Genomic DNA, 18,078 nt, shown 5'->3' with positions numbered 1-18,078 from the left:
TCCCTCGGGGCTACTGCGGATCGTGAGCCCGGCCAGGACCCGCAGCGCGCCCCTTGTCACTCGCCGGGCTGGAAGGACACCGGCAGCCGGGCGGGCTTGCTGCCGGACGGTGCGGTCTGGAGCGTCTTGAGCGCGAACTCCATGACCTTCTTGTAGATCGGGCCGCAGGTCTGGCCGCCGAAGTAGCTGCCCCTGGTGGGGTTCTGGATCGCGCAGTAGACGGTGACCTGCGGGTCGTCGGAGGGCGCGAAGCCCGCGAAGGAGGCGGTGTAGCCGTGGTAGCCGCCGCGCTCCGGGTCGACACGGTTGGCGGTACCGGTCTTGCCCGCGACCCGGTATCCCGGGATCGCCGCCTTGGTGCCGGTGCCCTCGTGGTCGTCGACCACGGACTCGAGCATGACCGAGAGCGTCTTGGCGGTCTTCTCGCTGACCACCCGGGTCTGTTCGGGGGCGGGCGCGGCGGTGTATCCGCCGTCCGCGTCCTTGGTCCCGCGTACGAGGGTGGGCGTGATCCTGACGCCTCCGTTGGCGATCGTCGAGTAGACCGATGCCGCCTGCATGGCGTTCAGGGAGAGGCCCTGGCCGAACGGGATCGTGTACTGCTGCGAGGTCGACCAGTCCTGCGGCTTCGCGAGGAGCCCGGGCGACTCGCCCGGGTAGCCGAGCCCGGTGACGGAGCCGATGCCGAACTTGCGCAGATACGAGTGGAGGACCTTGTTCGCCTGGGCCTGGGTCTTGCCGAGCTGACCAGTCGCCAGGATCGTGCCGATGTTGCTGGACTTGGCGAGTACGCCGTTGAGGGTGAGGTACCAGGTCGGGTGGTCGACGTCGTCCCTGAAGAGCCGGTCGCCGCGGTGCAGCCGGTTGGGGACCGTGACGTGGGTGCCGGGCGTGGCGGCCTTCTCCTCCAGCACGGCGGCCATGGACATGACCTTGCTGGTGGAGCCGGGCTCGTACACGTCCTGGAGCGCCGCGTTGCCCAGGGTGGCGGCGCTGGCCTGCGAGAGGTCGTTCGGGTCGTAGCCCGGAGCGTTGGCCATGGCCAGCACCTCGCCGGTCCGCGTGTTCTGGACGATCACGTAGCCGCGGTCCGCCTTGGACTTCTTGACCTGGTCGGCGATGGCCCGCTGGGCCGCCCACTGGATGTCACGGTCGATCGTGAGCTCGAAGTCGGCGCCGGGGACGGCCGGGACCTCTCTGGCTCCGGCCGTGGGCACGCGCCGGCCGCCGGACTGGGCGTACCGGATCTTTCCGTCCTGCCCGGCCAGTTCCTCGTTCAGTTTCGATTCGAGGCCGCCGCCGCCCTTGCCCTCGCCGTTGACGAATCCCAGTATCCCGGCGGCCAGATCACCGTTCGGGTAGACCCGCCTGGTGGTGGGCTCCTGGAGGACGCCCGCCAGCACGTTGGCCCCGGGGCCGCCGTTGGCCTTGTCCTCCTGGGCCTTCTCCGCGAAGGCGGCCTTGAGGTCCTTGATCTGCTTCCAGACCTGCGGGGTCTGCCTGCTCGCCAGGAGCGTGTAGCGGCTCTTGGGGGCCGACAGCTTCTTCGTCAGCTCCTCGACGTCCTTGCCGAGGATCGGAGCGAGGAGCGCGGCGGCCTGCTGAGGCGCGTCCGGGGCCTTGCTGTCCTCGGGCGTGAACATCTTGGGGTCGGCGGTGATGTTGTGCGCGTCGACGCTGGTGGCGAGCGCGATCCCGTTGCGGTCGGTGATCTCTCCGCGTTCGGCGGCGACCGTGTACTCGAGGTAGCGGTTCTGCTCGGCCTTGGCCGCGTACGCACTGGCGTCGACGGCCTGGACCTGGAGGAGCCGGACGACGAACGCCAGCATGACGACCGTCAGACCGAGACCGACCAGGCGCAGACGCGGGCGTGGGCTGCCGAGGCGGAGGGACCGCGGGGCCCTGCCGCGCGGCCGCCCCGACGAGGGGCGCGGGCGGCGACTGCCTGGCCGGGGGCGGCCGGAGCCGCCTGCCGCGTTACGGGGGCGTGCCGGGCCGGGTACGCGGCGGCGCGGCGGTTCCTTGGACGGCACTGCGTCACCTGCCGGGGCTCGTCGGGGGCGGGGGCGCCGAGGCGCGCTGCCGCGCGGCCGGCGGGGTCTCTGCTGCGGGCTCGGGTGCTGGTTCGGCGGGGGTCCGCGACAGGGCTCCGGGGGCGCCCGAGCCCTGGGTGGAGGCGGACTGTGCTGCGGCCTGCGACGCGCCCGGGGCAGGCGATCCGGAGGCGGACCGCGAGGCGGCGGGATCCGCCGAGGTGGCCGTGGAGGCGTCGGCGGAGGGGGTGGGCGAGCTGTCGAGCGGGGTTTCCAGCGGCTGCGGCGGGGCCACGGGTGCCGGCTCCGCGGTGGCCTCCACGGGCGTGCCCCGCACCTTGCCGTCCGGGCCGAGGAAGGCGGGGCTGCCGCCCGGCACCATGCCCAGTTCCCTGGCGCGCCGCTCCAGTGCGTCCGGCTCGGACGAGCTGTCGACGTCTCGCTGGAGGGCCTGCTGCTCGTCGGTGAGTTCCGTGGTCTCCCGCTTCAGCTCGCTCAGCCTGAACGAACCCTCGTTGAGCGCGGAGTTCAGCAGGAGCAGCGTGATCAGGCCGCCGCCGAGCAGCAGGACGACCAGCAGGACGAAGGGGGTACGGGCCGCGTTGCTGGGCCCCGACGGCATCAGCCGGGCGAGCCGTGCGGCCCGCCCCTTCAACTGTTCGGCCGGTTTGGTCACGGCATCGCCTCGGACGTCCCCGGTGCCGGGCCGGCCGGAGCGGAGGTGCTCATCGCTCTTCCTCGCGGATGCGCTCGGCGCCGCGCAGCCGGGCGGGGGCGGCGCGCCGGTTCTCGGCGACCTCCTCCTCCGTGGGCAGTTCCGCGCCCCGGGTCAGCAGCTTCAGCCGTGGCTGGTAACGCTCGGGGACGACGGGCAGGCCCGGGGGCGCGGTGTTGGCGGCGCCGGCCGCGAAGACCTGCTTGACCAGCCGGTCCTCCAGCGAGTGGTACGAGAGGACGGCGATGCGGCCGCCGACGGCCAGGGAGGCCACGGCCGCCGGGATCGCCCGCTCCAGGACGGTGAGTTCGCCGTTGACCTCGATGCGCAGGGCCTGGAAGGTGCGCTTGGCCGGGTTGCCGCCGGTTCGCTTGGCGGCCTGCGGCAGTGCGTCCCGGATCAGTTCGACGAGCCGGGCGCTGTTGGTGAAGGGCTCCTTGTCGCGCTCGCGCACGACGGCGGAGACGATCCGCTTGGCCTGCTTCTCCTCGCCGTACTGCCGCAGAATCCGTACGAGCTCGCCGGGCGGATAGGTGTTGAGCACCTCGGCGGCGCTCATCCCGGTCGTCTGGTCCATGCGCATGTCGAGGGGGGCGTCCTGGGCGTACGCGAATCCCCGGTCGGCCTCGTCGAGCTGCATGGAGGAGACACCGAGGTCGAAGAGGACGCCCTGGACCTTCGGGACGCCCAGCCGGTCGAGAACCTCGGGCAGTTCGTCGTAGACGGCGTGCACCAGGGTGGCGCGGTCGCCGTAGGGGGCGAGGCGCTCGCCGGAGAGCCTGAGTGCCTCCTTGTCCCGGTCGAGCGCGATCAGCCGGGCCGTCGGGAAGGCGGCGAGGAGCGCCTCGCTGTGTCCGCCGAGGCCGAGGGTGCAGTCGACGACCACCGGTGGCCGGGGGCCCGGGTCCTCCAGAGCCGGGGCCAACAGGTCCAGGCATCGCTGGAGCATCACCGGGACGTGTCGGGTCTGGCTCATGCGCCCTCTCAGGCTCGGTTCACGCGCGGCTTGCGCGTGCGGCCTGGTCCCCGCCCGCTCAGAAGGGGAGGTCCACCGGCGCCGCCGAAGGGGCGCCGACCGACCGGAGAGCGGGAGAGGGCCGGGCCGCACGCACGCCGCACATCACGGGGGCGTACGGAATATGAGGAATGTGCGGGGTGTGTCGGTAACTTCGCGTTACTTTAGTCCACCCTGCCATTCGATCGATTCCCGATCAACGAAGCGGACAGCGCGTCGCACCGGCCTCTTCGCACGCGGACGCTCACTCGACCGGGTGCACTCCAGTGAGGGTTGTGGGTTACCTCACAACAAGCCACGTTGACGTTTTTTGTCCCCTTCCTCAGCACGCCGGGGCAGGTCGTGAACGCTAACGTCGTATCCATGTCGACTTCCGCGCACTCCCCCGCCGAACCCTCAGCACCCGCCGCGGACGCGGCCCGTTCCGGCGGCACCGTCACCGATCGGCTGATCGAAGCGAACACCCGCTACGCGGACAAGTTCCGCGACCCCGGCATGGACGCCCGGCCGGTTCTGCGCGTGGCCGTGGTCGCGTGCATGGACGCCCGCCTCGACCTGCACGCCGCGCTCGGTCTGGAGCTCGGCGACTGTCACACCATCCGCAACGCGGGCGGCGTGGTCACCGACGACGTGATCCGTTCCCTGACGATCAGCCAGCGCGCTCTCGGCACGCGCAGCGTCATCCTCATCCACCACACCAACTGCGGTCTGGAATCGCTCACCGAGGACTTCCGGCACGAGCTGGAGCTCGAGGTCGGACAGCGGCCGGTCTGGGCGGTGGAGGCGTACTCCGACGCCGACCAGGACGTACGTCAGTCGATGCAGCGGGTGCGCACCTCCCCGTTCCTGCTGCACACGGACGACATCCGCGGCTTCGTCTTCGACGTGACCACCGGTCTGCTGCGCGAGATCCCGCCGGCTTCCTGACGCCCCTGGCTCCCACCCCGGGATACCGCGAGCGGTCATCGCGCACCGAATTCGCATCAACACCCGACATATCGCACCCACTTATCCACAGGCGAGTGACACGAAGCGGTAACGGCAACAAGAATGCGGGTGTGACGTCTCCTCGGGCCTTCCGCGGAGTGTCCGTATGTCGGGGTGGGCCGGGCAGCGATGCGCCCCGGCCCTGCACAAAGGTGCCGAGGAGGGCCGGGTGACGACCTATGACGATCGAGCGAGCCTCACAGATCTGACCACCACAGTGGAGCAGGTGCGCAGGTCGGTGGAGAGTGTGATCGAGGGCAAGCCTGAGGTCGTACGGCTTTCGCTGACCGTGCTGCTCGCGGAGGGACATCTCCTCATCGAGGACGTCCCCGGAGTCGGCAAGACGATGCTGGCCAAGGCCCTGGCGCGGTCCATCGACTGCTCGGTGCGGCGTATTCAGTTCACTCCCGACCTGCTGCCCTCGGACATCACCGGGGTGTCGATCTTCGACCAGCAGCGACGGGACTTCGAGTTCAAACCGGGCGCGATCTTCGCCCAGATCGTGATCGGCGACGAGATCAACCGCGCGTCGCCCAAGACCCAGTCGGCACTGCTGGAGTCGATGGAGGAACGCCAGGTCACCATCGACGGGCAGACGTACGAACTGCCCAATCCCTTCATGGTGGTCGCCACCCAGAACCCGGTCGAGATGGAGGGCACCTACCCGCTGCCCGAGGCCCAGCGCGACCGCTTCATGGCCCGGGTGTCGATCGGTTATCCGAGCGCCGAGGCCGAGCTCCAGATGCTCGACGTGCACGGAGGCGTCTCGCCGCTGGACGACCTCCAGCCGGTGGCGCACGCCCACGACATCGTGAAGCTGATCGACGCGGTGCGTACGGTCCACGTGGCCGATTCCGTCCGGCGGTACGCGGTGGAGCTCGTGGGCGCCACCCGTAACCATCCGGATCTCAGACTCGGGGCATCACCGCGCGCGACCCTGCACCTGCTGCGCGCGGCGAAGGCGTCGGCCGCCCTCAGCGGGCGCGAGTACGCCCTGCCGGACGATGTGCAGGCCCTCGCGGTGGCGGTGCTCGCCCACCGGCTGCTGCCCACCGCGCAGGCCCAGCTGAACCGCAGGACCGCCGAACAGGTGGTGCTGGAGATCCTGCAGCACACGCCCGTACCCACCTCCGGGGGCGGGGCGGCCCCGGCCGCGCCGCCGCATCAGCCCCGCCGCCCGGTGTACGGGCAGCAGCCGCCCGGCACACGGCGGCTGTGATGGCGGCCGGGGGGCCCGGCGCCGTGGACGACAGCGACAAGGGCGGCCTCCGGGCCGCCCTCAGCGGGCTGACCACACGCGGCCGCTCCTTCTTCGCGGCCGGCGTCGCCGCCGCGGTCTGCGCCTATGTGCTGGGCCAGGCCGACCTGCTGCGGGTCGGCCTGCTGCTCGCAGTGCTGCCGCTGATCTGCGTGACCGTGCTCTACCGCACCCGCTACCGGGTCACCGGAAGCCGATGGCTGTCGCCGTCGCGCGTACCGGCCGGATCGGAGGCGCGGGTGCATCTGCGCATGGACAACATCTCCCGGCTGCCCACCGGGCTGCTCATGCTCCAGGACCGCGTTCCGTACGTGCTCGGGCCGCGGCCCCGCTTCGTACTGGACCGCGTGGAGGCGGGCGGCAGGCGCGAGGTGTCCTACCGGGTCCGCTCGGACCTGCGCGGGCGCTACCCGCTGGGGCCCTTGCAACTGCGGCTCAGTGACCCGTTCGGGATGTGCGAGCTGACCCGTTCGTTCAGTGCGTACGACACCCTGACCGTCATCCCCCGCACCGAGTCGCTGCCGACCCTGCGGCTCGCCGGCGAGGCGTCGGGGTACGGCGACGGGCGTCAGCGGTCACTGGCGCTGGCGGGCGAGGACGATGTGATTCCGCGCGGCTACCGGCACGGTGACGACCTGCGCCGCGTCCACTGGCGCTCCACCGCGCGCTACGGCGAACTCATGGTGCGCCGCGAGGAGCAGCCGCAGCGGGCCAGGTGCACGGTGCTGCTGGACACCCGGCGCATCGCGTACCAGGGAGCCGGTCCGGACTCGGCCTTCGAGTGGGCCGTCTCGGGAGCCGCTTCGGCGCTGGTGCACATGCTGGAGCGGGGCTTCGCCGTGCGGCTGCTCACGGACGACGGCAGTTCGGTACCGGGCGAGGGCTCCGACGGATTCGCCGGATCGACCCAGGAGTCCGCCGATTCCGCGGGACTGATGATGGACACGCTCGCGGTCGTCGACCATTCGGACGGCGGCGGCCTGTCGCGCGCCTACGACGTGCTGCGTGGCGGCAACGAAGGGCTGCTGATCGCGTTCTTCGGCGATCTCGACGAGGAGCAGGTCGCTGTGGCGAGCCGGATGCGGCAGCGCAGCGGCGCCGCCGTGGCGTTCGTCGTGGACAGCGAGGGCTGGGTGCGGGGCGGGGACGGGACGCCGCCCGCCCCGGTCGAGGCGCGCTTGCGGCTGCTGCGCGAGTCGGGGTGGACGGCCGTGGCCGTTCCGCCCGGCAGGCGGCTCGCCCGCCTGTGGCAGCAGGCCGGTCAGCAGCACGGCGACACACAGTCCGCCGCGACCGGCGGACTCAAGGGTTTCTCTGGGGGATGGTCATGAGCGGTCGTGGTCGGCTGGCGCTCTGCGCGTTCGCGGCGACGCTGATGGCGTCGGGCGCCCTGCTGCCGCTCGTCGACCCCGCCGGCTGGATTCTGCAGGCGGCGCTTCTGCTGGCGATCCAGAGCGGAGTGGGCGCGCTGGCCCGCCGGGTGCCGTTGGCGAGGACGCTGACGGTCGCCGCGCAGCTTCTGGTGACCGCGGTGCTGCTGACCGTGGCGTTCGCCAGGGATCAGGCGTCCTTCGGCGTGCTGCCCGGCCCCGAGGCCGTCCGATGGCTCGGTGAGCTGTTCACCGCGGGCGCCGACGACGTCGGCAAGTACGCGATCCCGGCTCCCGCGACGGACGGCATCCGGCTGCTGCTGGTCGGCGGTGTACTGCTGATCGGTCTCGCGGTGGACGCGCTCGCGGTGACCTTCCGCAGCGCGGCCCCTGCCGGGCTGCCTCTCCTCGCGCTCTACTCGGTCGCCGCCGGGCTGTCCGAAGGCGGCGCGGGCTGGCTCTGGTTCCTGCTGGCCGCCTCCGGCTATCTGCTGTTGCTGCTGGCCGAGGGCCGCAATCGGCTCTCCCAGTGGGGGCGGGTCTTCGGCGGCGCGACCAGGGCGTCGGGCGGTCTGGCCGCCGGTATCGCGGATCCGGGCGGGCGGGCGCTCGCCTCGGTCCGTACCGGCCGGCGTATCGGGGCACTGACGCTCGGGATCGCCCTGGTCGTCCCGGCGGCCCTGCCCGCGCTCGACGGCGGGCTCCTGGCCGGCTCGGGCTCAGGGGCGGGAAGGGGTGGCGGCGGGGGCACGATCTCCGCGGTCAATCCGCTGGTCTCGCTCCAGAACAATCTGAACCAGCCGGAGGACCGGGAGGTGATGTCGTATCGCACCAGCTCCGGGGCCCCGGAGGACTTCTATCTGCGCATCCTGGCCCTGGACCAGTTCAACGGAAGCGAGTGGCGTCCCTCGACCCGCCGGCTGACGGATGTGCCGGGACGGCTCCCGCAGCCCGCCGGGCTGGGATCGGGCGTCGCCGTCACGGAGATCAGGACGAACCTCTCCTCGTCGCCCTCGTACCAGCAGACGTATCTGCCGCTCCCCTACCCGGCGACCGAGGTGAAGATCGGCGGGCGCTGGCGGTACGAGCCCGAGGGCCGCACCCTCGTCGGCGACGACGGGCAGACGACGGGCAACGCGAAGTACGAGGTCAGCAGCCTGGTGGTACGGCCGACCGCGGACCAGCTCGCCTCGGCGGGCCCGCCGCCCTCCGATCTGGCGCGTGAGTACACCAGGGTGCCCGATTCGCTGCCGGCCGTGGTCCGCCGGACCGCGGCCGAGGTGACGAACGGCTCGGCCAACGCGTACGAGAGGGCCGTCGCCCTGCAGGACTGGTTCGCCTCGGAGGGCGGCTTCACCTACGACACGACGGTGAGTTCCGGGACGGGCACGGCGGCGATCGGCCGGTTCCTCAGGGACAAGCAGGGCTTCTGCGTCCACTTCTCGTTCACGATGGCGGCGATGGCACGGACCCTGGGCATCCCGGCCCGGGTCGCGGTGGGCTTCACACCGGGGACGTTCCAGGCGAACGGCTCGGTGTCCGTCGGACTGCGGGACGCCCATGCCTGGCCCGAGCTGTACTTCGAGGGCGTGGGGTGGACGCGGTTCGAGCCGACGCCCACCCGGGGCTCCACCCCGTCGTACACGCTGCCGGATGCCCCCACGGGCGGTGCGGACGATCCGGCTCAGCCGTCGGCGGGCGCTTCGGAGGCTCCTTCGGCCGCCCCGTCCGCCTCGCAGAACTGCCCGGAGCAGCTGCGCCGACAGGGTGAGTGCGGTCCCTCGGCGGTCCCCGGGGCGGTGGGTCCCACCGATCCGGGGATGCCGGTGGGCACGGTGCTGCTCCTGAGTCTCGGCGCCGTGCTGGTGCTGGGGCTGCCTCTGGTGCCGTTGCTCTGGCGGACCCGGGCGCGCGGACGCAGGCTGGGCTCCTCCACGGGCCGTACGCCCGCCGGCGCCACGGCCAGAACGATGGCGGCCTGGCGTGAACTCACGGACACGGCCTGGGACCACGGCATCCCGCCGGACGATTCGCAGACGCCGCGCAAGGCGGCGGCGCGGATCGTGCGGCTGGGCGAGCTGGACGGCACCGCCGCGGCGTCGGCACACCGGGTGGCAGGTGCGGTGGAGCAGGTGCTGTACGCCCCGCAGCCACGGGCGGCCACGGGGCTCACCGAGGACGTCCTGGCTGTTCGGGCCGCTCTGCGCGCCTCCGTCGGCCGCCCGGCCCGGCTGCGCGCGGTGATCGCACCCCGCTCGGCTGTCCGGGTGGTGTGGGCGGCTTCGGAGCGCTGGGCGGCGCTCGCCCGCAGATGGGCGGAGTGGGCGGGGCCCGACCGGTGGGCCGGACGGTTCCGCCGGCTCGCCCGCCAGCGGGGCTGACCAGCCCGCCCGGAGCAGTCGGCCACGGGAACAGCTGAGGGGCGGCCGCAGAAATGCGGCCGCCCCTCACCCGTACGTGTCCGGCGTTACGTATTCAGCCCGTTCCCGGCATGTTCCCGGGGGACGGAAGTGCTTATTGACCCTGCTCGTCACGGCGGCGCTGCCACCGCTGTTCGATCCGGTTCATCACTGACCGGCGCTGTTTGGGCTGTCGGCGTTCGCCTGTGGCCCCGCTCCCCGTCTGCTGTTGCTCCCCGGGCTTGGGCGCTTTGCGCCACCCGGTGACCGCGAGCACGGCGCAGCCCAGCATGACGAGGAACCCCACCACACTGATCCAGATCTGCTGGGCGACCATTCCGGCCATGAGGAGCGCGATACCCACCAGAAAGCCAGCGACCGCCTGGTAGACCCGTCGTCGGGTGTACGTACGCAGCCCGCTTCCCTCAAGCGCTGTCGCGAACTTGGGATCTTCGGCGTACAGCGCTCGCTCCATCTGCTCGAGCATTCGCTGCTCGTGCTCCGAGAGCGGCACGGAGTCCTCCTAGTCGTCGGCCGCGGGGGGCGACCGGTATGCGGCCCTTCCAGGATAGGCAGGGATTCGCCCCCGTGAAACCCGCCCTGTAGCCATTAACCAGTCCGGACCGCCATGTCGGTTCGTCTGCTGAGGCGTAGATTCCCCGGCGTCCGATCCGTCATGCCGAATGGTGTCACCCGATCATACGGGGCCGGAGCGCGGATCGGGGTCCCGGAGCCGTACTCCGTCTGCGCTTGCGTTGCTGATCAGGCGCGCTTCTCGCCCAGAACGTGCAGTTGGGTCGCGACGGCGTGGAAGGACGGCAGTTCGGCCACGGCGGCCTCCAGCTTGAGAAGCGCCTCGACCGCGCCCGGCTCGGTGTCCACCAGGACGCCCGGTACGAGGTCGGCGAAGACCCGTACACCGTGGACCGCTCCCACCTCCATGCCGGCCGCGGCGACCAGCCCGGTGAGCTGGTCGGCGCTGAAGCGCCGGGGCACCGGGTCGCCCTCGCCCCAGCGGCCCGCCGGGTCGGTCAGCGCGTGGCGGGCCTCGGTGAAGTGACCGGCGAGTGCCCGCGCCAGGACCGCGCCGCCGAGTCCGGCGGCCAGCAGGCTGAGGGCGCCGGACGGACGGAGCGCGTGGACCGCGTTCCGCACGCCTTCGGCGGGGTCGTCCACGTACTCCAGGACGCCGTGGCACAGCACCACGTCGTAGCTGCCGGGCTCCACCACGTCGAACAGGCCGAGGACGTCTCCCTGGACCCCGCTGACCCGCTCGGCCACGCCGTCCTCGGCGGCGCGGCGCTCCAGCGCGAAGAGGGCGTTGGGGCTGGGGTCGACGACGGTGACCCGGTGGCCGAGCCGGGCGACGGGCACCGCGAAGTTGCCGGTGCCGCCCCCGGTGTCCAGGACGTCCAGGGTGTCCCTGCCGGTCGCCTTGACCCGGCGGTCGAGAGCGTCCTTCAGGACCTCCCAGACCACGGCGGTACGGAGGGAGGCGCGGGGGCGCGGCTGGTCCGACACGGCAGTTGACTCCTCGGCACGGTGCCGCCACTGACGGCGGAGCGTGAACAGTGCAGGTGGTACGGGTGCGTCCACCTTATTGCCTCGCGCCGCCGCCCAGCTCACCCCGCTTCGGACCGCCCTTTTCTCGGCTGGGGAAGCACCGGCTGGAGCACCAGCAGCCGCTCGACCAGCCGCAGGAACAGGGCGGCGTCGCGCAGCAGATCGTCGGCGTCACGACTGGTGGCCGCTCCTGGTATGCCGGCTTCCGCACGTGCCCTGCGCTCCGCCCCGGAGGCGAACAGGGCGCTCCATTCGGTGAGCTCCGGGGCTATTTCCGGCAGGACCTCCCAGGCGCTGCGAATCCGCTCCCGCCGCCGCCTGCTGGTCTCGGGGCGGCCGCGGGCCGCGAGCACGGCCGCCGCGGTGCGCAGGGCGGCCAGGTGGGCGGTGGCGTACCGCTCGTTCGGCACGTCGAGGACGGCGGCCTCGTCCAGGCCGCCGTGGGCCTTGGCGAGCAGGTCGAGCGCGGCGGGCGGCGCCGTGGCGCGGCGCAGCACGGGGTGGACGTCGCTTGCGGGACCGGTCGGTGAGGGGGCAGGGCTGCCTGGGCGGCGCCGCGGAGCGGCGGCTGCGGACGAGCTGGCCATGACGAACCTCCTGTCGTCGCGTGACGGCTTCGTGGCCGTCTGTATCCATCGTGACGGGCACCACTGACAATTCCTGCCCGCCCGCCGCTGACCTGGTCTTTTGCTTCGACCGCGAGTTCGGGCTAAGTTTTTGCACTGACTGGTCAGTTCAAAAGGGGAGGGTCTGTGGACAGCCCGCACGGGGCAGCCGTCAGCGCCGAGGACTTCGGACTCAGAGGACCGCGCGGCTGGGCCTTCCGGGGGGTCGGCTTCACCGCCGGGCCCGGTTCGCTCGTCGCGGTCGAGGGTCCGTCCGGCTCGGGGCGCACCTGCCTGCTCCTCGCGCTCACCGGCCGGATGCGCTCCACGGAGGGCCACGCCGAGACGGGCGGCCTGCGCATGCCCGGCAAGCTCGCCGCCGTCCGCAGGATCAGCGCCCTCGGGCCGGTTCCCGGCGTCAGCGAGCTCGATCCGGCGTTCACCGTCGCCGAGCACCTGCGCGAGCGGGCCCTGCTCCAGCGCCGCTTCGACGGTTCGCTGCGCGCACTGCTCCGGCCCCGTGCCGAACGGGCCGCCACCGCGCGGGCCCGCATCGACGCCGCCCTGGACGCGGCCGGACTCGACCCCGCCGCCCTGCCCAAGGCCGAGCGGACCTCCGTACGCGATCTGGAGCGGCTGGAGGCGCTGCGCCTGTCCATCGCCCTCGCCCTGATCGCCCGTCCGCGGCTGCTCGCCGTGGACGACACCGACCTCAAGCTCTCCGGCGCCGAGCGCGACGAGGCCTGGGCACTGCTGCGCGCCATCGCCGAGGACGGCACGACAGTGCTCGCCGTGTGCAGCGAGGCCCCCGAGGGCGCGCTCACCGTACGTACCGGTACCACGACCGAGGAGGGGACGGCCGATGCGATCGCCGAAACTGGCCGCGCTTGAGCTGAAGCGGTTCGGCAGGGGAAAGCTGCCGCGCGCCGCACTGGTGGCGCTCCTGCTGCTGCCCCTGCTGTACGGAGCCCTGTACCTGTGGTCGTTCTGGGACCCGTACGGGCGCCTCGACAAAATTCCCGTCGCGCTGGTCAACGACGACAGGGGGGCGACCGTCTCGGGCAAGCGCCTCGCCGCCGGGGACGAGATCACCGGAAAGCTGCGCGACTCCAAGGTCTTCGACTGGCACGAGGTGAGTTCCGCCGAGGCAGGCCGGGGCGTCGAGGACGGCACGTACTACCTCTCGCTGACGATGCCGTCCGACTTCAGCAAGCGGATCGCCTCCAGCTCGGGCGACTCCCCCGAGACCGGCGCACTCCAGGTACGGACGAACGACGCGAACAACTACATCGTCGGGCAGATCTCCCGGACGGTGTTCTCCGAGGTGCGCACGGCGGCTTCGACGAACGCCTCCCGCGGGTTCCTGGACCGGATCTTCATCTCCTTCTCGGACATCCATGACGCCACGGAGAAGGCGGCCAAGGGGGCGGACGACCTCAAGGGCGGCATCTCCAAGGCCAAGAAGGGGTCCGAGGACCTCGCGAGCGGGCTCAAGGACACCAAGGCGGGCAGCGGCAGACTGGCCGGCGGGATCACCAAGCTCGACAAGGGCGCGGGCGATCTCGAAACCGGCTCACGACAGGTCGCGAACGGCACTCAGCTCCTCGCCGACAAGGTCAACGGCATCGCCGCGGACGTACGCCCGTTCCTCAAGGACAACGGCCGGGCGATCGGTGACACCGCCCGGCTGGTCGCCGACTCCTCGAAGACCGTGCGGGACAACCTCGACCTGCTGGTGAAGACGGCGCCCACCGCGGCGACCGCCGCCCACACCGCCGCCGACGAGCTCACCGAGATCCACCGCACCCGGTGCGAGGACGAGCTGCTGCCCGACCCCGGCGTCTGTCCGCCGCTGAAGCGGGCCGTGACCGCCGCGGCCGACGTCGCGAAGGTCGCGGACGACGTGAACGTACTGGTCAAGAACCAGGACGGGGACCTGAAGAAGCTCCGTGGCCATCTCACGACACTCCAGGGGCAGGCCGAAGCCCTCGCGCAGCGCTCACCGCACCTGGACACCGACCTGGAATCCGCGGTCGCGAAGATCAACGCGCTCAACACGGGTGCCCAGAAGGTCGCCAAGGGCGCCGACACCCTCCACACCGGCCTGGGCACCGCGAAGACGGGCTCGTCCGACCTGGACACGGGCGTCGGCAAGCTCAAGACCGGTGCCACGGACCTCGACAGCGGGCTCTTCCGGCTCGGTGACGGGTCGGCGACCCTCGCCCAGGGGCTGAACGACGGCGTCGGCAAGATCCCCGACTATTCGGAGAAGGACCGTGACGCGCGGACGGGTGTCATGGCCGATCCGGTGAAGCTGGCGTCCTCGTCCCTGCACGCGGCCCCGAACTACGGCACCGGCTTCGCCCCGTACTTCATCCCGCTCTCCCTCTGGGTCGGCGCGATGGTGGCGTACATGCTGATCCAGCCGCTGAACAGGCGGGCGCTCGCCGCCGGGGCCTCCGCCTGGCGGATCGCCTTCGCCGGGTGGCTGCCCGTGGTCGCGATCGGTGTGCTCCAGGTGGCCGCGCTGATGTCCGTACTGCACTGGGGGCTCGGCCTCCAGATGGCGCACCCCGCCGCGACGATCGGTTTCCTGGCGCTGGTCACCTGCTGCTTCGCGGCGATCGTGCAGTGGCTCAACGCACGCTTCGGGGCCGCGGGCCGCATCCTCGTCCTGGCGGTGTTGATGCTCCAGCTGACCTCGGCGGGCGGGACGTACCCGGTGCAGACGAGCCCCGGGTTCTTCGGCGCGATCCACCCGTTCCTGCCGATGAGCTACATCGTCGACGGCCTGCGCCGGCTGATCACCGGAGGCGGCCTCGGCCCGGTCTGGCAGGCGTGCGCGGTCCTCGCGGCGTTCACCGCCGGAGCGCTGGCCCTGACCGCCGTCTCCGCGCGGCGCAAGCAGGTGTGGACCCTGGACCGGCTGCATCCGGAGCTCAGTCTGTGAGCGCGCCCGGACCTGTGAGAATCGACCGCATGGAAAGCAGTAGCACCACGCGCCGCCGGGCCACCCGGCAGAAGCTCTACGAGGCAGCGGTGACCCTCATCGCCGAGAAGGGGTTCTCCGCGACCACGGTGGACGAGATCGCCGAGCGCGCCGGCGTCGCCAAGGGCACGGTCTACTACAACTTCAAGAGCAAGACCGAGCTCTTCGAGGAGCTGCTGCGGCACGGCGTCGGGCTGCTCACGGCCTCGTTGCGTTCCGCGTCGGAGGAGACCGAGGCGCGCGGCGGCACCCGGGTGGAGGCCCTGGACGCGATGATCCGGGCGGGCCTGGTCTTCATCGACCGCTACCCGGCCTTCACCCAGCTGTACGTCGCCGAGCTCTGGCGCACCAACCGCGCCTGGCAGGGCACCCTCCTGGTGGTGCGTCAGGAAGCCGTGGCCGTCGTCGAGGGAGTGCTCAGGGAGGGTGTCCGCAACGGCGAGCTGAGCGAGGAGATCGACATTCCGCTGACCGCGGCCGCGCTCGTCGGCATGGTGCTGGTGGCCGCGCTCGACTGGCAGGCGTTCCAGCCGGAGCGGTCGATAGACGATGTGCACTCCGCGCTCTCCCTGCTGCTGCACGGGCGGGTCAGCGGGCGGCGCTGACCCGGAGCCGGGGAGCACCGTACGGCCTGGACACGAAGACGCCGGTCCGGTGGAGTTCGATCCCCCTCGAACTCCACCGGACCGGCGTTTTCCGTGCTGCCGGAGAACCCTTCCCCCGTGACCCCGTGCTTCCCCCGTGGTCCCGGGCCCTCCGCCGTGCACCCCCGTTGCGTCAGGGGAACCGCGCCGTTCCGCCGCCCCGTGTCGGCGGTCTCGGAGCCGCGCCCCTTCCGTGCCCCACACTCTGCCGTCTGCGCAGGTCAACGCCTATCCGTGTCCCTACTCATCTCCCGCGCTAGGTACGGATACTCAGAGCTGTGTGCTCAGCCCCACCCGCGCCGGAGCGTGTCTGGTTACGATCGCGTCCGTGTCCGTACTCCCCCTGGTGTTCACGAGTGGCTGGGCGAGCGGGATCAACGCCTACGCGGTGGTCCTGTTGCTCGGTGTCTTCGGTGCGACCGGTCTCACCGACGAGGTGCCCGCCGCGTTGCAGCGCACCGATGTCCTCGTGGTGGCCGGGGTGCTGTTCCTGTGCGAGGCGGTGGCCGACAAGATCCCCTACGTGGACTCGGCCTGGGACGCGGCGCATACCGTCGTCCGGCCGCTGTCCGGCGCCGTCGTCGCCGCGCTGCTGGCCGGCGAGAGCGGTTCGCTGCCGGAGCTCGCGGCCGGGGCCGTCGGTGGTTCCACGGCGCTGATGAGCCATCTGGTGAAGGCGGGCACCAGGATGGCGGTCAACACCTCCCCCGAACCGTTCAGCAACATCGCGGTGAGCACGGCCGAGGACCTCGGCGTCGCCGGGATCATCACCTTCGCCATGTTCCATCCGCTGGCGGCCGCGTCCATCGCCGCGACGCTGCTGCTTCTGGGGATCGTGATACTCGTCTTCCTGGCCTCGCGGATTCGCCGGTTCCTGCGCCGCAGGGCGCAGCGGCGCGAGGAGAGACGTCTGGCGGAAGCGGGCGGGCACCGGCCTCCCGGGTGAGCTGTCAGTGGCACCCCTTAGGGTCACTGACATGGCACGAATTGCGGTGATCGGCGCCGGGACGGGCGCGATGGCGGCGGCGGCCCGGCTCGCCGTGGCAGGCCACCGGGTGACGGTGTACGAGCGGTCCGCCACGTACGGCGGCTCGGTCGGCCGGTATGCCCGTGACGGCTTCGCTTTCGATACCGGGCCGGCCCTGCTGCACCTGCCCGCCGTCTACCGCGATCTGTTCGTGAAGACCGGCAAGGAGTCGCTGGAGCAGTGCGTCACGCTGACCCAGGTGGACCCGGCGAGCCGTCATGTCTTCGCGGACGGCACCGCGGTGTCCCTGCCCAACGCCTCGCGGGCCGGCGCGGTCGCCGCGCTGGACGAGGCGCTCGGAGCGGGCGCCGGTGCCCGCTGGGGCACGTTCCTGGACCGGGCCGGAGACGCCTGGGACCGTTCGCGGCGCCCTCTGCTGGAGGAGCCGCTGCGACCCGACTGGCAGGTCCTCGGCCGCGATCCCTACCCCGCCGTCCGGCAGCGCAGGCTGCTGCGCTCGCCCCGGCAGGCGGGGACGGTGGTGGAGATCGGCGCGTGGGAGCTGGCGGACCCCCGGCTGGCAGCGCTGCTGGACGGGTACGCCCTGTCGTACGGGCTGGACCCGCGCCGCGCTCCGGCGAGCGCCGCCCTCGTGCCGTACATGCAGGAGACCTTCGGCAGCTGGTACGTCACCGGCGGCATGCGGGCGCTCGCCGACGCGCTGTACGAGCGGTGCCTGGCGCGGCGGGTGACCTTCGTCTTCGGGGCCGAGGTCGTCCGGATCGTCGATAAGGACGGCCGCGCGGCGGGCGTCGAGCTGGCGGACGGGGAGAGCGCCGAGGCCGATCACGTGGTGCTGGCCGCGCAGCCGCGTGCGGAGCTGGTGCCGGGTCAGGAGCTGTGGCAGGACGGGGACGTGGTGGCGCAGCCGCGTCCGGGGAGCGGGCCGGTGCCGGGCCGGTTCCTGGTTCTGCTGTCCCTGCGCGGCGCCCGGGAGTCCGGTGCCGTGCACCGGACCGTGGTGCACGGCGCGGACGGGGCGGCGGAGCACGAGGCCGTGTTCGGAGGCCGGATCGCCGAGCGGCCGACCGTGACGGTGGACCGGCCCGACGATCCCTCGACCCGCCCGGACGCGGCGCACGAGGCGGTGACCCTGATGGCGACGGTGGCCCCGCACGGCCCGGTGGACTGGACGGACGCGGCGCTGCGCGAGCGGTACGCGGACACGGTCGTCGGCGTGGCCTGCGCGGCCGTTCCCGGCCTGCGGGACCGGGTGATCCACGCGGAGGTGCGGACGCCCGCCGAGACGGCGGCGGACACCGGTGCCGAGGGCGGTTCGGTGCCGGCGCCCGCGCTGGCCGGGGCCGGCGGCGCCTGGCTGCACAGCGGCAACCGCACCCGGCTGCCGGGTCTGTATCTGGCGGGCGGCTGGTCGCACCCCGGCGGCGGACTGGCGCACGCCGGGATGTCGGGGGCGCTCGTCGCCGGACTCATCGTGGAGGGCGACGGCTTCCGCGGCTCCCGGTGAGTCCC

15 protein-coding genes are annotated in these 18,078 nt (G+C 72.2%); 9 read left to right on the top strand and 6 right to left on the bottom strand.

Annotation, left to right across the window (positions count from 1 at the left end; genetic code table 11):
• Positions 1-56 precede the first annotated feature (56 nt).
• From AC07FA_RS04220 to rsmH, 3 genes are read right to left on the bottom strand one after another with little or no spacing between them, the layout of a single operon-like run.
• Complete coding sequence (locus AC07FA_RS04220; protein ID WP_479073125.1) at positions 57-2,033, bottom strand: peptidoglycan D,D-transpeptidase FtsI family protein; 1,977 nt, start codon at positions 2,031-2,033, stop codon at positions 57-59.
• Between the two features lie 4 nt (positions 2,034-2,037).
• Positions 2,038-2,709, bottom strand: a complete 672-nt coding sequence (gene ftsL / locus AC07FA_RS04215) for a cell division protein FtsL (RefSeq protein WP_479073124.1) — start codon at positions 2,707-2,709, stop codon at positions 2,038-2,040.
• 49 nt (positions 2,710-2,758) lie between these two features.
• The gene (rsmH, locus tag AC07FA_RS04210) at positions 2,759-3,724 is read right to left on the bottom strand and encodes a 16S rRNA (cytosine(1402)-N(4))-methyltransferase RsmH (RefSeq protein ID WP_479073123.1); all 966 of its coding nucleotides are present in this window, start codon (positions 3,722-3,724) and stop codon (positions 2,759-2,761) included.
• A 402-nt stretch (positions 3,725-4,126) separates the two neighbouring features.
• On the opposite strand from rsmH, the gene AC07FA_RS04205 reads away from it, so the two are divergent.
• The 4 genes from AC07FA_RS04205 to AC07FA_RS04190 all read left to right on the top strand — a co-directional run bounded on the left by AC07FA_RS04205 (position 4,127) and on the right by AC07FA_RS04190 (position 9,759).
• On the top strand, positions 4,127-4,690 hold the full coding sequence (locus AC07FA_RS04205; protein WP_479073122.1) for a beta-class carbonic anhydrase: 564 nt from the start codon (positions 4,127-4,129) through the stop codon (positions 4,688-4,690).
• A 229-nt stretch (positions 4,691-4,919) separates the two neighbouring features.
• Positions 4,920-5,969 carry an AAA family ATPase gene (locus tag AC07FA_RS04200; protein ID WP_479073121.1) on the top strand — a complete coding sequence of 350 codons (1,050 nt, stop codon included), beginning with the start codon at positions 4,920-4,922 and terminating at the stop codon, positions 5,967-5,969.
• Complete coding sequence (locus AC07FA_RS04195; protein WP_479073120.1) at positions 5,969-7,339, top strand: DUF58 domain-containing protein; 1,371 nt, start codon at positions 5,969-5,971, stop codon at positions 7,337-7,339. Before AC07FA_RS04200 ends, AC07FA_RS04195 begins: the two co-directional genes overlap by 1 nt.
• Positions 7,336-9,759: a transglutaminase TgpA family protein gene (locus AC07FA_RS04190; protein WP_479073119.1), complete on the top strand. Its 2,424-nt coding sequence runs from the start codon at positions 7,336-7,338 to the stop codon at positions 9,757-9,759. Before AC07FA_RS04195 ends, AC07FA_RS04190 begins: the two co-directional genes overlap by 4 nt.
• 133 nt (positions 9,760-9,892) lie before the next feature.
• Here AC07FA_RS04190 and AC07FA_RS04185 read toward each other — a convergent pair whose 3' ends face one another.
• From AC07FA_RS04185 to AC07FA_RS04175, 3 genes are all read right to left on the bottom strand, one after another.
• Entirely contained in the window at positions 9,893-10,291 is a 399-nt protein-coding gene (locus tag AC07FA_RS04185) for a DUF3040 domain-containing protein (RefSeq protein WP_479073118.1), read from the bottom strand.
• A 248-nt stretch (positions 10,292-10,539) separates the two neighbouring features.
• Positions 10,540-11,298: a methyltransferase gene (locus AC07FA_RS04180; protein ID WP_479073117.1), complete on the bottom strand. Its 759-nt coding sequence runs from the start codon at positions 11,296-11,298 to the stop codon at positions 10,540-10,542.
• Positions 11,299-11,399: 101 nt separating this feature from the next.
• Positions 11,400-11,927, bottom strand: coding sequence for an SAV_6107 family HEPN domain-containing protein (locus AC07FA_RS04175; protein WP_479073116.1), 528 nt, complete (start codon positions 11,925-11,927; stop codon positions 11,400-11,402).
• A gap of 165 nt (positions 11,928-12,092) precedes the next feature.
• Between AC07FA_RS04175 and AC07FA_RS04170 the strand changes: the two genes are divergently transcribed.
• The 5 genes from AC07FA_RS04170 to AC07FA_RS04150 all read left to right on the top strand — a co-directional run bounded on the left by AC07FA_RS04170 (position 12,093) and on the right by AC07FA_RS04150 (position 18,073).
• Positions 12,093-12,836, top strand: a complete 744-nt coding sequence (locus AC07FA_RS04170) for an ATP-binding cassette domain-containing protein (protein ID WP_479073115.1) — start codon at positions 12,093-12,095, stop codon at positions 12,834-12,836.
• Positions 12,808-14,895: a YhgE/Pip family protein gene (locus tag AC07FA_RS04165; protein WP_479073114.1), complete on the top strand. Its 2,088-nt coding sequence runs from the start codon at positions 12,808-12,810 to the stop codon at positions 14,893-14,895. Before AC07FA_RS04170 ends, AC07FA_RS04165 begins: the two co-directional genes overlap by 29 nt.
• Before the next feature lie 29 nt (positions 14,896-14,924).
• Positions 14,925-15,539: a TetR/AcrR family transcriptional regulator gene (locus AC07FA_RS04160; RefSeq protein WP_479073113.1), complete on the top strand. Its 615-nt coding sequence runs from the start codon at positions 14,925-14,927 to the stop codon at positions 15,537-15,539.
• A 367-nt stretch (positions 15,540-15,906) separates the two neighbouring features.
• Positions 15,907-16,524, top strand: a complete 618-nt coding sequence (locus AC07FA_RS04155; RefSeq protein WP_479073112.1) for a DUF4126 domain-containing protein — start codon at positions 15,907-15,909, stop codon at positions 16,522-16,524.
• A 31-nt stretch (positions 16,525-16,555) separates the two neighbouring features.
• Positions 16,556-18,073, top strand: a complete 1,518-nt coding sequence (locus tag AC07FA_RS04150; protein WP_479073111.1) for a phytoene desaturase family protein — start codon at positions 16,556-16,558, stop codon at positions 18,071-18,073.
• Positions 18,074-18,078 lie beyond the last annotated feature (5 nt).

It is taken from the genome of Streptomyces sp. NPDC045968, assembly GCF_056430475.1.
This window is presented reverse-complemented; position numbering and strand designations above follow the sequence as displayed.